We start from the raw sequence: 13,627 nt of genomic DNA, 5'->3' as shown, positions 1-13,627 counted from the left end.
GCGTAGTCTCGCTCGCTTTGCGCCGTTTCGTGGAGAGCTTAGCCCTGTGACTTACCAGCTGAACCCAACTGCTGGGCGGCTTCAACAATGCGGGCGGCCATTCCCGCCTCGGCGAGCTTGCCCCACGCACGCGGGTCGTACATCTTCTTGTTACCCACTTCGCCGTCGATCTTCAGCATGCCGTCGTAGTTCTTCAGCATGTGGTCAACCACTGGGCGGCTGAACGCGTACTGGGTGTCGGTGTCGATGTTCATCTTGATGACTCCGTAGCTCACAGCGTCAGCGATTTCCTGCGCAGAGGAGCCCGAACCGCCGTGGAACACCAGGTCGAACGGCTTGTCCTTGCCGTACTTGGCACCCACCTGTTCCTGAATGTCCTTGAGGATTTCTGGGCGTAGTTTCACGTGTCCTGGCTTGTACGAACCGTGAACGTTTCCGAAGGTCAGCGCGGTGATGTAGCGGCCCTTTTCACCCAGGCCCAGCTTCTCAACGGTGGCCATACCGTCTTCCACAGTGGTGTAGAGCTTGTCGTTGATTTCACCTGTGACACCATCTTCTTCACCACCAACAGCGCCAACTTCGATTTCCAAAATCTGCTTGGCGTTGTGGGTGAGTTCAAGCAGTTCAGCGGCCAAGTCCAGGTTCTCTGGTACTTCAATGGCCGAACCGTCCCACATGTGCGAGTTGAACAGTGGGTCTTCACCACGGTCAACGCGTTCCTGGCTCACGGCAATGAGGGGCTTGACCCAGGTGTCGATCTTGTCTTTTTGGCAGTGGTCAGTGTGGAGCGCCACCGTAACGTTGTAGTTCTTGGCAACAACGCGGGCAAACTCTGCGAGCGCGATTGACCCGGTGACCTTGTCTTTCACTGTCGAACCGGATGCGTATTCGGCACCGCCGAAGGACATCTGCAAAATACCGTCACTCTGCGCTTCAGCGAATCCGCGAAGAGCTGCGATCACTGTCTGCGAGGATGTCACGTTGATGGCTGGGTATGCGAAACCTTCTGATTTCGCGCGGTCGATCATGTGTGCATACTCATCGGGAGTTGCGATTGGCATGTACGCTCCTTCGTGATACCAACTGGATGCTTGCTGTCAGTATGTCACGCCCTGTTTAACACAGTCCGAACTTTAGGTTCTGAAAACATGAGCCAGCCCCCGCGGTAGTGCATAATCAACGAAACGTGTCCCCCGTCACTGCCCGATCGCTTACAGTTCTGAATATGGAACCATCGGACACCTCGGCATCCCCGCACGGCGGTAGCACTCCCCCGGCAATGAACCTGGCAGCGGCCTCGGAACAGGCACCCGCCCCCGCTACCCGGTCCACGATTGTGGCGTGGGCGCTGTGGGACTGGGGCTCGGCCGCATTCAACGCGGTCATCATCACATTCGTGTTCACCCCGTACCTGACGTCCAAGGTGGCAGGCGACCACGATTCGGGGACGGCCGCGCTGGGTTTTGTCACCGCGCTTGCGGGTCTTTTGGTGGCCGTGATTGCCCCGGCCGCCGGGGTTCGAGCGGATTCGAAAGCGAATCACCACCGGGCCGTCACGTCGTTCACCATGATTGTGGTGGCATTGATGGGCACCCTGTTCTTCGTGAAGGATTCGCCGGCATACTTTGTGCCTGGCCTGGTGATTCTGTGTATTGCGCAGGTGGTTTTCGAGATCGCGCAGGTGTCGTACAACGGCATGTTGCCCCACATTTCTACTCCAGCAAACGCCGGCACGGTGTCGAATGTTGGCTGGGCCATGGGGTATTTGGGCGGACTGGCGCTGTTGTTCATTGCGTTGTTCACGCTCATTCAGCCCGAGGTGGGACTCTTTGGCGCAACCGACGAAGGTGGCTTGCGTTTCCGCTTAGTTGCCGTGTTGGCTGCTGTCTGGTTTCTCATTTTTAGTCTGCCGCTCATGTTTTCGAAACGGACGTCGGCCCGCCCCGCCCCCGGTGACGCTGGCCCCGGTGTTGCTGGACCTGATGCCAGCCATACACACCCAACCTCGCGCGAGCTACGAGGGTTCGCCGCGTGGAAGGCTGACTATGCGCGGGTGATCCGACGGCTGGTGGAGCTGTTCAAGGTGGAGAGGTCGACGTTCGTGTTCTTTGTGGCCTCCGCGATTTTCCGCGACGGACTGGCCACAATTTTTGCGATGGCCGGGGTGATCGCGGCAGGGGCGTATGAGTTCTCCGGTTCCGAGGTGATTTATTTGGGCATCGCCGCCAACGTTGTCGCGGGCGTGGGGTGTCTGATTGCAGGAAAGTTCGATGACTGGTTGGGACCGAAAGCCGTTATTGTGACCGGCCTGATCTGCTTGATCGCCGGGTGCGTGCCCATTTTGGTCAGTGAGAACAAGACCGTGTTTTGGGTGACGGCCATGTGGCTGTGTTTGTTTGTGGGACCCGTGCAGGCGAGCTCGAGGTCGTTTCTGTCGCGTATCACCGCACCGGAGCGGGCGGGTGAGAACTTTGGACTCTACGCAACAACAGGTCGCGCGGTGAGTTTCTTAGGCCCGGCACTGTTCGCGCTGTGCGTCACCATCTTTGGTTTCCAGCGTGCCGGAGGCCTGGGGATCATGATTGTTCTGGCGCTAGGCTTGGCGCTCATGCTCATGGTGCCCGCTGCGCGCTCAATCCGCACCAGCGCATGACATGACAGCGCACTGCCAACAGCTTAGCGCGCGCTTTTCTTCCACCGCATAAACAGCCAAACAACTGACGCGGCAATGGGAAGAAGAATAATTGCCAACGCAATCAGGATTTTGTTCCCACTACTTATGTGGCTGACACGAAGAAGATCGAATAGTGCGACGACTGCGAGGATGAGTGCAAGCGCTGATACGCCATACATGGCGACATCACCAGCAGTCGGTACCAGCGGATTAGTAATGATCGCACTCATGAAAGAAGATTACCATTCTGCAGGCGCGCAAACTGCGCACGGATTTCGCCAAAGTGTGTCCCACACCATAGAATGAGGCATTAACTGAACGACTGTTTAGTCACGTTCAACGCTACCGAACGACTCACGTATGTCACCGTTCGAAAGGATAGGCATGGACAACCTTCTGAGCGCAGAAGAACTCGAATTTGCCGAGAAGATGCGCCACTTCTACCGCACGGAAATCCCTGAGGACATTCGTTTCCGTAACGCGATTGGTCAAGAGATGACCAAGGACGACATCGTCACCACGCAGCGGATCCTCAACAAGCACGGATACGCGGTTCCTAACTGGTCACAGGAATTCGGCGGTCAGGACTGGACTCCCGTCCAGCACCACATTTGGCTTGAAGAAATGCAGCTGGCCAGCGTCCCCACCCCACTGCCGTTCAATGCGTCCATGGTGGGACCGGTCATTGACACGTTCGGTTCACAGGAAATCAAGGAACGCTTCCTCCCAGCTACCGCGAACCTCGACATCTGGTGGTCGCAGGGATTCTCGGAACCCAACGCCGGATCCGACCTGGCAAGCCTCAAGACCTCAGCGGTCAAAAAGGGCGACACCTACATTGTGAACGGTCAGAAGACCTGGACCACCCTGGGCCAGTACGGTGACTGGATCTTCAACCTGGTCCGCACCGACCCCAACGTGAAGAAACAGGCCGGTATTTCGTTCCTGCTCATCGACATGAAGACCCCTGGCGTGACGGTACGTCCGATCCAGCTCATCGACGGAGGCGTTGAAGTCAACGAAGTGTTCTTCGACAACGTTGAAGTACCAGTTGAAAACCTGGTGGGTGAAGAGAACAAGGGCTGGACCTACGCCAAATTCCTCTTGGGCAACGAACGCACCGGAATTGCCCGCATCGGTCAGTCCAAGGTGGCCCTCGCTCGGGCAAAGGCTTACGCACAGGCGACAAAGACCTCGGCGGGAACCCTGCTTGACGACCCACTGTTCGCAGCACGCATCACCAAGATCGAAGCGGAACTCACGGCACTCGAATTCACCCAGCTGCGGGTCCTTTCCACGCAGGAAAAGGGCATGGACCGCCCAGACCCACGCTCCTCGGTGCTCAAGCTGCGCGGATCCCAGATCCAGCAGGACATCACCGAACTGCTGTTCGACGTGGTTGGCCCACAGGGACTGGACTTCGTGGACTCCGATGAAGTTCGCAAGACACTCCCCCACGGCGCCGGCGACGCAATGCCGCACTACTTCAACTACCGCAAGGTCTCCATCTACGGTGGTAGCTCTGAAGTTCAGCGCTCCATCATCTCCAAGGCCATCCTGGGCCTGTAACCAGCCAGCTCAAACAGCTAGAACAGCCGCGTAGAAATACGAAGCGACGAGTTTAGAACAGAGGACAAAAATGGATCTCGAACTCACAGATGTACAGCAGGAGCTGGGTGCAACCCTGGGCCGCCTGCTGAAAGGAAAGTACGACGCCGAATCCCGCGAAGCGATCCGCACCTCGGACGCCGGGTGGAGCGAAGACATGTGGAACCAGTTCGCTGAACTGGGCCTCATGAGCCTGCCGTTTGCTGAAGAGCACGGTGGCGCGGGCATGACGTTCTCTGAAGTTGCCGTGGTCATGGAAGCGTTTGGCCGCGCACTTGTGCTTGAACCGTACCTGCCAACCGTGATCCTGGGTGGTGGGCTTGTGGACATCGCTGGAACCGACGAACAGAAGTCGGAAATCCTGCCTGGTGTCGCGGCTGGTGAAACGCGCATGGCGTTCGCTGCTCAGGAACCTGGTTCGTTCTACGACGTCACCGCGCCGCAGACCAGGGCCGTAGGCTCTGGTCAGGTGCAGATCAGTGGTGAAAAGAGCAACGTTGTAGGTGGCGCACAGGCGCACACGTTCGTGGTCACGGCACAGTCGGAGCAGGGTCTGGCCCTGTACCTGGTGCAGGCCGACGCGCAGGGTGTCACCGTGGACCAGCGCACGCAGGCCGACGGCCTGAGCACAGCGTACGTCACCTTTGACAGCGCCCCAGCTACCCAGCTGGGCACGCTTGTGGGACAGGACGCACAGGACGCCGTGCAGCGCGTGCTGGACATCGCTAACGCTGCCCTGGCTTCCGAGGCCGTGGGCGCCATGGAAGTGTCGCTCATGATGACGGCGGAATACCTGAAGACCCGTGAGCAGTTCGGTGCGCCGATTGGTGTCAACCAGGTGCTACAGCACCGCGCGTCTGACCTGTACGCGGCACTCGAGTTCGCCAAGTCGATGGCCCTGTACGCCAAGCTGGCAATCACGCAGGACCCAGACGGCACCTCGGAGACCCGCCACCGCGATGTCTTGGCAGCCAAGTACGTCATCGACGACACGGCTCGCCTGATTTCGCAGGAAGCGATCCAGATGCACGGTGGAATCGGTATGACCATGGAATACCCCATTGGTCACTACGCCAAGCGCCTGACGGTGATTCCACGTACGTTTGATTCGAAGGAAGAAGTCACTCGCGAGCTTTCCGCTCTGGGTGGCCTCATTAAGCCAGAAGCAGCGGACCTCAAGTAGTCTGCGTGAAAGGGCCTCAGCGCGTGTTGGTGCTGGGGCCCTTCATTTTTAGGTTTTAACGGAGCAAGTTAACACTCAAGGGAGAGACAATGACGGTTTCGAAAGCGTATGTTCTTAACGAACGCCCCGCAGGCGCGCCTGACGCCAACACGTTTGCGGTCAAGGAGATCCCGGTGCGCGCGCCCGGTGAGGGCGAGCTGTTGCTGCGCACGCTGTACTTGTCGCTGGACCCGTACATGCGCGGGCGCCTGTCGGAGGCGAAGTCTTATGCGAAGCCCGTTGAGTTGGGTGAGGTGATGGTGGGGGCCACCGTCGCCGAGGTCGTTGACTCTAACGCTGACGGATTCAGTAACGGCGACATTGTGTTGGGATACGGCGGTTGGCAAACGTATTCGGTGGAGCGTGCCAAGTACGTGCGTAAGTTGGACCCGAATGTTGTTCCGGTGACCACGGCCCTGGGTGTTTTGGGCATGCCTGGGTTCACCGCATATGCGGGTCTGTTGGAGATCGGGAAGCCACAGCCGGGTGAAACGGTTGCGGTTGCTGCGGCTACCGGCCCGGTGGGCTCCGCCGTGGGTCAGATCGCGAAGATCAAGGGGGCCCGCGCGGTGGGTATTGCTGGCGGCCCGCAGAAAGTTGAGCAGTTGCGTGAGTTTGGGTTCGACGTGTGCGCCGACCACCGCGACCCGGACTTCAAGCAGAACCTGCGTGATGCGGTTGGTAAGGGCTCATGGGTTGAGCGCGGTGGCGCGGTTGTGAGCCGCCGAGGTGCTGACGAGGAATCTGCTCCGTCAGGTATCGACGTGTACTTTGAAAACGTTGGTGGCACGGTGTGGCAGGCAGTCATGCCGCTACTGAACACGTTTGCGCGTGTGCCGGTGTGTGGTCTTGTAGCCAATTACAACGGGACAACTGACCCGTCGCCTGCCGGTGGCATGGAGAAGCTCATGATGTTGTCACTGGCTAAGTCGTTGACCATCCGCGGGTTCATTCAGTCCGAGTTTGTGCGTGACCTCGAACCACAGTTCTTAAAGGACATGACCGAATGGGTGGCATCTGGCCAGGTGAAGTACCTGGAGGACATCACGAACGGGTTTGAGAACACGGTCGATGCGTTTGTGGGCATGCTGGAAGGAAAGAACTTCGGTAAAACCATTGTGAAGTTCGCTGACTAACGGCTGTTCGCACAAGAAAGCCCCGGAGCATTTCAGATCGAAGTGCTCCGGGGCCTTTCCTGTCAATCGTTGTCAGTATGCTCCGGGTGCGGGTGGCTGGAAGCGTTGGTCAGAGTTACCGGAGTTGCCCTGGTAACCCTGGTTGCCTTGCTGCGGGTAACCCGGCTGCGGGGCAGAGCCGTAACCCGCCCCACCGGCGGGGGCTGAACCGTAACCCGTCCCGCCGTAAGGAGCGGACCCGTAGCCACCTGGCTGACTTCCCGGCTGGCTTCCAAACTGGTCACCAGCCGGGTAACCGCCTGGTTGGCTTCCAAACTGTCCGCCACTTGCCGGATAGCCACCGGGTTGCCCACCTGCCGGGTATCCTCCAGGTTGTCCCCCTGCGGGTGGGAATCCACCTGGGAACCCGGGTTGTTGCGATTGCGCAGCCTTTTTCTTTTTGGACATGACGACCAGCAGAATCACCCCGCCAATAATCAGCAGGATGACCAGCACAACCGCGACGATAATGAGAACAAGCCATGGGAATCCGCTTGCTTTCGCTTCAGCGGTCAGCGTGTCGCCGTCGAAGGTTTTAAGGTTCCAGACGGCTGTTTTGCCTTGAACATCGGCGCCGTCTGCTGAAATGACTTTTCCGGGAAAGGTGAACTTGATGATCGATTCGTCGACCGCTCCCTTGGCAGAGGCGCTACCTCCGGTTCCCAAATACGGGTTGGAAAACGGGTTACCTGATCCAAAAGCCCCGCCCAAGTCTGCCGTCAGCGGGTTAGTCATGGAGAACTTGATGGTCCCGTTGTCTGTCTTTTCGATCACCAGATCACGCCCCATGACGCCAGAAAAGTGCTCTTCGCAGAACGCGGTAAAGTCTTCAGGCTTCATTTTGGTGAACGTGAGCTCGTAGCCCTTGTACACGTCATCGGATACTTCTTTGACGGTGACTTCGGGTGGGAGCTTGGACTGTAGCTCTTGGATTTCGTCTTGGATGTCAGGGGATCCTCCGAGCTGACCTTGAAACGCAGTTGAGTCGACCTGGAACAGGATCGACCCGCTGATCATCAGGTCTTTGGAGATCTTCATGTCACTGTTGAGTTTGACACACGCGCTTAAGGCGAATGCGCACACCACGGCGAGGAGGCATGCGATTGCTTTTTTGGTACGTGTGACCCCGGAACGGTGACTGTGTGTGGCTGTCAGTGTTGCACCCAAGGTTGCCTGCTTTCCAAAGTTAACGCGTGGCAATTCTATTCGTCATCTAGGTTACAGCTTGCCCGAATTCCCAGCGCCGAATCCACGCATGCATTGCGATCGCTGCTGCTGCGGCTGCGTTCATGGACCGAGTCGAACCGTACTGTTCGATCGACAGGACTGCTTCACACGCGTGGTGCGCTTCGTCGGTGAGCCCTGGCCCTTCTTGGCCAAAGAGGAATACGCATTCGCGTGGCAGGTCATAAGTTTCCAGCGCTACCGAGTCGGGGAAGTTGTCAATGCCAATGAGTGGGAGTTCGCGTTCCTGGCACCACAGGGCAAGAGCCTCAGCAGTTTCGTGGTGGTAAATGTGCTGATAGCGGTCAGTGACCATGGCACCGCGGCGATTCCACCGTTTCTTCCCCACAATGTGTACTGCAGAGGCGTTAAAAGCGTTGGCAGTACGCACTACGGAGCCGATGTTTAGGTCATGTTGCCAGTTTTCCACGGCGACGTGGAACCCGTGGCGCGTGCGGTCGAGGTCGGCGACGATCGCTTCAAGCGTCCAGTACCGATACTTGTCGACCACGTTCCGCCGGTCACCTTGTTCCAGCAGTTCCGGGTCGTAGCGGGGATGATCAGGAAGGGGCCCCTCCCAGGGCCCCACCCCGATCTGATGTTCCGTCATTTGTCGTCGCCTGTTGCAGGCTTCTTGCCAGCTTTCGCGCTGGACTTCGTACCGGTTTCACCGTCGGCTTTCGCACTGGACTTAGCGCCGACCTTCTTTTTGTCCGTGTCGGACTCGGAATCCACCTCGGCGGACTTCTTTTCCTTCTTTTCGCCCTTGCTGTCCTTGCTATCTTCGCCGCCCTTGCTGTCTTTGTCAGCGGACGAGTCCTGCGAGCGTTCCTTAAGGCGCTTCTTCTGGCTGGCGGACAGGGTTTCGCGGCCGGTTCCGCGCAGCAAGTTGGCCTGGTAGGAGGCCGCGCCAATAGCCACTGCGATCAGGGCGAACACCAGGCTGATGCCGACTGCAAGCAGGCCGTTCCACCATTCGGCGTTAGCGCCCAGGAAGTGCAAAGCGTTGGCAACCGGTGCGGTGAACGGCACGTAGACCAGGACCTTCATAACAGCGGGGTTCGTGGCGAAGACCAGCGGGAGGAACGCGCCAACGATCACCACGGCGCACATCACACCAATGGCGATCTGGCGGGCGCGGCGACCCACAATGTTCGAAGCCCACAGGAAGAGCGCCAGGGTTGCGCCCACGGTCACCAGGTACAGTGCGGCGAACCAGCCAACTGCCGGGAGCATGGCGATTGCCTGCGAGGTGTACGAGGTAACGGACAAGCCCATGAACAGGAGCGCTACCGCGACCAACACGTACACAACACTGAGCGTGGTGAGTCCTTGAATACGTCCCACGGCCGAAGACTTAGGTGGAATGGTGGCGGCCAGAACCTCGCCGATCCGGTGTCGCTTTTCCACGCGCAGGTTGCCGTACATGGCGAAGGCCAGGGTGAGAGCACCGGCGATCAGCAGTCCGGCGAGACCAATCGCAACGGGTTGTGCGACCTCGTACGACACTGCTGGCTGTTCCAGGTACGTGACCTCTGGCTCGGAACCGAGTGCGGCCAGAACCTTGGTTGGTTTCTTGTCCAAGGCGATGATTGTTGGAGCACCCATACCGGTGGGGTCCACGATGAACGCCGCGTCGGCCTTGCCGTCCCGCACGGCTTTTTCGGCTTCTTCTGGTGAGTTGGTGTCGTGAACCTTCAGACCGGTTTGCTGTTCAATCTGCGGGGCCTGCTGGGCCATGCCCACGGTGGCGATTGTGCCGCCACCAACTTCGCCCGACTGCTGGTTAGCGCGTTGCACACCAAAGATCAGCCCCGCAATGACCACCAGGCCAATGATGAGCGTAGTCAAGTAGAAGATAGGGCTACGAGACACCGCTGAAGTTTCGCGGTTGGACACGAGAAACGCGCTCTGCCCAAAGGTCAGGTCGCGGAACTCTGAGACCAGCCCGGTTTTGGGGCCGTCGTCAGTGGGGCGGGTGTCGCGGAGTTCCTCTGGGAGGTCGTCCGAGGTGACAAACGTTGCCTCTGTCATGGAACCGTCGTCGGTGGGAAGACCAAGCGCCATGTTGTGCGGGTCCAGCGGAGTGCTGCCGGCGCTGTTAGTATTGGCGCTGTTAGTGCCGGGTTTGTTTTTGTCCTGGCTCATACACGCTCCTTGAAAAGTTCTTCGAGGTTGGCTGGCTGCGTGGTGAAGTTACGCAGTCCGCTCAGTCCGTTTACGGCGTTGAGTGCACGGTTGATGTCGCTCGTCTGGAATTCGACGATGGAGCCTTTGCGCGTAAAGTCGCCGCTGACGATCCCGGCGAGGGCCACCTCGGCGTCTTTGGCACCCTTTTCGTTGACAAACTCAGCGCGGTAGACGGGCTTGCCCTTCTTGCGGAGCTGCTCAACACTGTCATGTTCCACGATTTCCCCGTGGCTCAGGACTACAACCTGGTCAGCGTAGCGTTGGGTTTCGTCCCAGTCGTCCGAGGTGAAGAGTACGGGCACGCCGGATTCTGCGTGGTCGCGAAGGAGAGAGATGACCAGGTCGGCTGATTTCATGTCAAGGCCGGTGAAGGGTTCGTCGAGGACGACGACGTCCGGGTCGGCAGCAATGACCGAGGCGATTTCCACGCATGCGACTTCTGAACCGGAGAGGTTGTGGAGGGGTGCGTAAGCGCGGTCGGACAGGTCAAGACGAGCCAGCAGTGTGACGGCGTTGCGTTCTGCGGCTCCCAAGGTCATTCCGTGCAGGCGTGCAAAGTACACGATCTGCTCCATGACTTTCATGTGTGGGTAGCCACCACGTTCGGCAGGCAGGTAGCCAAAGTTCTGGCGGTCGCCGTAGCCCAGTTCGTTGTCTTCGAGGGTGATGGTTCCAGAGTCGGTTTCGATCAGGCCCATGATTGCCCGGACGAGCTCAGTTTTCCCTGAACCGCGGGCGCCAATGACACCAGTAATCACTCCTGGTTCGATGCTGAGGCTGATGTCACGGAGCCACGTCTTGCGCTCCGTTTTCACTGTTATGTCTGAAAGTTCCAGCACTGGGTAGTCCTTTGCGTTGTGTATCTAGGCGTAGCTAGGAGACTCTGGGAGAGTGCCTCTGGGAGTCTCTAGCGACACAGTGCACATTTCGTCCGAGAAACCACTGTAGCGCCCTGAGCGTGATTGCGTTATGTGTCATCTCTCAGGGAGGCAGGTGGAGTGGGGGCCGGGCGCTGGTTGAGGCCCGTGACGTTGGGCGTTACTCGAGGCCCAGGTCTGCGGTTGACAGCGCGATGAGGTATGGGAGTCCTTCTGCTTCGACGCGTTCTTTTGCGCCGGTTTCACGGTCCATAACCACAGCGACGGCGACGACGTTTGCGCCGGCTTCACGCAGTGCTTCGACTGCGGTGAGGACTGATCCGCCGGTGGTGGAGGTGTCTTCGACTGCGATGACGCGTTTGCCTTTGACGTCTGGGCCTTCGACCCGGCGGCCCATGCCGTGTTCTTTGGCTTGTTTACGGACTACGAATGCGTCAACGGGGGTATTGCGTTGGACGGAGGCGTGCATGATGGCTGTGCCAACTGGGTCGGCGCCCATGGTGAGACCGCCGGCAGCGTCGAGGTCGTTGAGGAGCCCGTGTTCTTCGAAAAGGTCCAACATGACGTCGCCGACCAGTGGAGCCGAACGGTGGTCCAAGGTGATGCGGCGGAGGTCCAGGTAGTAGTCAGCTTCTTTGCCGGATGACAGTGTGACTCTTCCGCGTACGACGGCGAGTTCGTCGATGAGGGCAAGGAGTTGTGACTTGGTCTGAGCGATCTGTTCAGGTGTTCGTGACGTCATAGTCCTAAGTCTACTGACATGGGTGTTGCTGATGCTTGTGGGAGTGTTTGGGGGCGTGGCTCGTGAACTGCAAAACCCCGGGCGACGTTAACCATCTAGCCCGGGGTTTTGTCATACTCCCCTCGAGTACCCGGACGCATCCCCATACGTCCGATGCGTAGATCCGATCCCCACCGGAACTACGTACCTAGATTCTATTAGATAATTCAGATCTCAACAAATTTTTGCGAGTCATTTTTAGTGATCTTGGCCCTAGTTCTCTTGGGCCCTCCGACCCCTTGATTTACCGGGCGCGCTTCCACTGAAATCCGCCGCTGAGCGCACGCATGAGTGGGCGTGGTGTGACCTGCGATAACGCATATAAAAGCTGGTATCCAAGCCCGGGCACACTGATGACTTTGCCGGCGCGGGCGTCGCGGAGTGCGATCTGTGCGACGCGGTCTGGTTCCATCCATACACAGTCAGGGAATTCACGGCCTACGCCCATGCGGCGGTGAAAGTCGGTCGCGACGAATCCGGGGAGCACGGCGGTGCATGTGACGGGCGTGCCGCGCAGGTCGTGGGCGAGTGATTCCGTGAATATGGTGGCCGCTGCTTTTTCGGCCGCGTAAGTTCCCTGGGTCGTCACCGCGGCCAGGGAGGTGACGTTGACAATGCCGCCACGGCCTCGGGCGACCATTTTCTTTACGGCGTACCAGCTCAGCGTGCGCACGGATTCGTTCATAACCATCGATTGGGCAGTGAGCTGGTCCACGGGGGTGTTCAGTGTGGAGGTGCGCACGCCGAATCCTGCACAGTTGATGAGGACGTCGATGGGTTGGGTTTCGAGCGCGTGTGTGACGGCGGCAATGCCGTGTTGGGTGGAGAGGTCAGCGGGAAGCGGTGTGGCGTTGAGTTGCGCGAGGTCCTCGTGTGTGCGGGCGACGGCGATGACGTCGTAGCCTTCGGCGGCAAGCTGGTGAACGAACGCGCGGCCAATGCCGCTGGTAGCGCCGGTGATGAGGGCGCGGGGCTGCGGGTTTGTGCGGGGCTGGGTGTCCATGGTGAGTTCTCCGAGGTCGTGAAGGGGTGGTTCTTCAACGATATGGTGGGTGGGTGCGAATTGTTACGTGGAATGTGAATTCTGTTAGGGCTCGGGCCGAGCGTATTGGCGCTTTTTTGGATCGGTCAGACGTGGATGTGTTGGCGATTCAGGAGCTGAAGTGTAAGGATGCGCAGTTCCCGGCGCATGTGTTTGAGGATCGTGGGTATGAGGTGGCGTTCCATGGGCTCAATCAGTGGAATGGGGTTGCGGTGGCCAGCCGGGTGGGGCTGGACGATGTTGAGGTCGGCTTTGAGGGCGTTCCTGGTTTTGGGGACGACGATCAGGTGGAGGCGCGTGCGATTTCGGCTGTGACCGGTGGTGTGCGCACGTATTCGTTGTATGTGCCGAATGGCCGCGAGTTGGACCACCCGCATTATGCGTACAAGTTGGAGTGGTTGGCACAGTTGCGCAATGAGGCGTTGGCACGCTTGGAGCAGGACGTGCCGTTTGTGATGTGTGGGGATTTCAACGTGGCGCCGTTGGATGAGGACGTGTGGGACATGGCTGCGTTTGAGGGTGCCACGCACGTGTCTCAGCCGGAGCGTGATGCGTTTAACGGTTTGATTTCGGCTGGTCTGACCGAGGTGACCCGCCAGTTCACGCCGGGTCCTGGCGTGTACACGTTTTGGGATTATCAGCAGTTACGTTTCCCTAAGAAGCAGGGGATGCGTATTGATTTCCAGTTGGCGTCGCCTAGCCTTGCTGAGCGCGCCACAGACGCGTTCATCGACCGTGAAGAGCGTAAGGGCAAGGGGGCTTCTGACCACGCCCCAGTGTGGGTGGACTACCAGCTGTAGGCACCCCGCCCAGACACGAAACGGCGCAAAGCG

The 13,627-nt window shown here is 58.9% G+C and carries 13 protein-coding genes; 5 read left to right on the top strand and 8 right to left on the bottom strand.

Translation table 11 applies throughout. The features are described from left to right. Positions 1-38 precede the first annotated feature (38 nt). The gene (fbaA, locus tag QP868_RS11500; protein WP_284926707.1) at positions 39-1,061 is read right to left on the bottom strand and encodes a class II fructose-bisphosphate aldolase; all 1,023 of its coding nucleotides are present in this window, start codon (positions 1,059-1,061) and stop codon (positions 39-41) included. Positions 1,062-1,225: 164 nt separating this feature from the next. Here fbaA and QP868_RS11495 point away from each other — a divergent pair, with 164 nt between their 5' ends. After that, the gene (locus QP868_RS11495; RefSeq protein WP_284926706.1) at positions 1,226-2,653 is read left to right on the top strand and encodes an MFS transporter; all 1,428 of its coding nucleotides are present in this window, start codon (positions 1,226-1,228) and stop codon (positions 2,651-2,653) included. Positions 2,654-2,676: 23 nt separating this feature from the next. Here the strand turns inward: QP868_RS11495 and QP868_RS11490 are convergent, their stop codons facing one another. Beyond that, positions 2,677-2,904 carry a PLDc N-terminal domain-containing protein gene (locus QP868_RS11490; protein ID WP_284926705.1) on the bottom strand — a complete coding sequence of 76 codons (228 nt, stop codon included), beginning with the start codon at positions 2,902-2,904 and terminating at the stop codon, positions 2,677-2,679. Between the two features lie 154 nt (positions 2,905-3,058). On the opposite strand from QP868_RS11490, the gene QP868_RS11485 reads away from it, so the two are divergent. The 3 genes from QP868_RS11485 (at position 3,059) to QP868_RS11475 (ending at position 6,640) form a co-directional block, all read left to right on the top strand. Continuing rightward, positions 3,059-4,243, top strand: coding sequence for an acyl-CoA dehydrogenase family protein (locus QP868_RS11485; protein ID WP_102238926.1), 1,185 nt, complete (start codon positions 3,059-3,061; stop codon positions 4,241-4,243). A 70-nt stretch (positions 4,244-4,313) separates the two neighbouring features. Further along, a complete protein-coding gene (locus tag QP868_RS11480; RefSeq protein ID WP_284926704.1) occupies positions 4,314-5,465 on the top strand; it encodes an acyl-CoA dehydrogenase family protein in 1,152 nt (383 codons plus the stop codon). Between the two features lie 89 nt (positions 5,466-5,554). Continuing rightward, positions 5,555-6,640 (top strand): NADP-dependent oxidoreductase, encoded by a 1,086-nt coding sequence (locus tag QP868_RS11475; RefSeq protein WP_284926703.1) that lies wholly within the window; start codon positions 5,555-5,557, stop codon positions 6,638-6,640. A gap of 72 nt (positions 6,641-6,712) precedes the next feature. On the opposite strand, the gene QP868_RS11470 is transcribed toward QP868_RS11475, so the two are convergent. The 6 genes from QP868_RS11470 to QP868_RS11445 all read right to left on the bottom strand — a co-directional run bounded on the left by QP868_RS11470 (position 6,713) and on the right by QP868_RS11445 (position 12,755). Beyond that, entirely contained in the window at positions 6,713-7,879 is a 1,167-nt protein-coding gene (locus QP868_RS11470; RefSeq protein ID WP_284926702.1) for a proline-rich domain-containing protein, read from the bottom strand. A gap of 13 nt (positions 7,880-7,892) precedes the next feature. Further along, a complete protein-coding gene (locus tag QP868_RS11465) occupies positions 7,893-8,513 on the bottom strand; it encodes a TrmH family RNA methyltransferase (protein WP_284926701.1) in 621 nt (206 codons plus the stop codon). Beyond that, positions 8,510-10,051 carry an ABC transporter permease gene (locus tag QP868_RS11460; protein WP_284926700.1) on the bottom strand — a complete coding sequence of 514 codons (1,542 nt, stop codon included), beginning with the start codon at positions 10,049-10,051 and terminating at the stop codon, positions 8,510-8,512. Before QP868_RS11460 ends, QP868_RS11465 begins: the two co-directional genes overlap by 4 nt. Further along, positions 10,048-10,932, bottom strand: coding sequence for an ABC transporter ATP-binding protein (locus QP868_RS11455; RefSeq protein ID WP_284926699.1), 885 nt, complete (start codon positions 10,930-10,932; stop codon positions 10,048-10,050). The genes QP868_RS11460 and QP868_RS11455 overlap by 4 nt, the downstream gene beginning before the upstream one ends. A gap of 199 nt (positions 10,933-11,131) precedes the next feature. Beyond that, positions 11,132-11,713 carry an orotate phosphoribosyltransferase gene (gene pyrE / locus QP868_RS11450; protein ID WP_284926698.1) on the bottom strand — a complete coding sequence of 194 codons (582 nt, stop codon included), beginning with the start codon at positions 11,711-11,713 and terminating at the stop codon, positions 11,132-11,134. A 283-nt stretch (positions 11,714-11,996) separates the two neighbouring features. Continuing rightward, positions 11,997-12,755: an SDR family NAD(P)-dependent oxidoreductase gene (locus QP868_RS11445; RefSeq protein ID WP_284926697.1), complete on the bottom strand. Its 759-nt coding sequence runs from the start codon at positions 12,753-12,755 to the stop codon at positions 11,997-11,999. Between the two features lie 53 nt (positions 12,756-12,808). Here QP868_RS11445 and QP868_RS11440 point away from each other — a divergent pair, with 53 nt between their 5' ends. Continuing rightward, on the top strand, positions 12,809-13,594 hold the full coding sequence (locus QP868_RS11440; RefSeq protein ID WP_284926696.1) for an exodeoxyribonuclease III: 786 nt from the start codon (positions 12,809-12,811) through the stop codon (positions 13,592-13,594). The last annotated feature ends 33 nt before the right edge of the window (positions 13,595-13,627 follow it).

It is taken from the genome of Brevibacterium sp. UMB1308A (assembly GCF_030230605.1).
Taxonomy (GTDB): domain Bacteria; phylum Actinomycetota; class Actinomycetes; order Actinomycetales; family Brevibacteriaceae; genus Brevibacterium.
This window is presented reverse-complemented; position numbering and strand designations above follow the sequence as displayed.

Bases quoted from the DNA above. Each gene is read 5' to 3' on its own strand.
- QP868_RS11460 (WP_284926700.1), bottom strand. From the start codon at position 10,051: ATGAGCCAGGACAAAAACAAACCCGGCACTAACAGCGCCAATACTAAC.
- QP868_RS11480 (WP_284926704.1), top strand. From the start codon at position 4,314: ATGGATCTCGAACTCACAGATGTACAGCAGGAGCTGGGTGCAACCCTG.
- pyrE (WP_284926698.1), bottom strand. From the start codon at position 11,713: ATGACGTCACGAACACCTGAACAGATCGCTCAGACCAAGTCACAACTC.
- QP868_RS11490 (WP_284926705.1), bottom strand. From the start codon at position 2,904: ATGAGTGCGATCATTACTAATCCGCTGGTACCGACTGCTGGTGATGTC.
- fbaA (WP_284926707.1), bottom strand. From the start codon at position 1,061: ATGCCAATCGCAACTCCCGATGAGTATGCACACATGATCGACCGCGCG.
- QP868_RS11495 (WP_284926706.1), top strand. From the start codon at position 1,226: ATGGAACCATCGGACACCTCGGCATCCCCGCACGGCGGTAGCACTCCC.
- QP868_RS11465 (WP_284926701.1), bottom strand. From the start codon at position 8,513: ATGACGGAACATCAGATCGGGGTGGGGCCCTGGGAGGGGCCCCTTCCT.
- QP868_RS11445 (WP_284926697.1), bottom strand. From the start codon at position 12,755: ATGGACACCCAGCCCCGCACAAACCCGCAGCCCCGCGCCCTCATCACC.
- QP868_RS11475 (WP_284926703.1), top strand. From the start codon at position 5,555: ATGACGGTTTCGAAAGCGTATGTTCTTAACGAACGCCCCGCAGGCGCG.
- QP868_RS11485 (WP_102238926.1), top strand. From the start codon at position 3,059: ATGGACAACCTTCTGAGCGCAGAAGAACTCGAATTTGCCGAGAAGATG.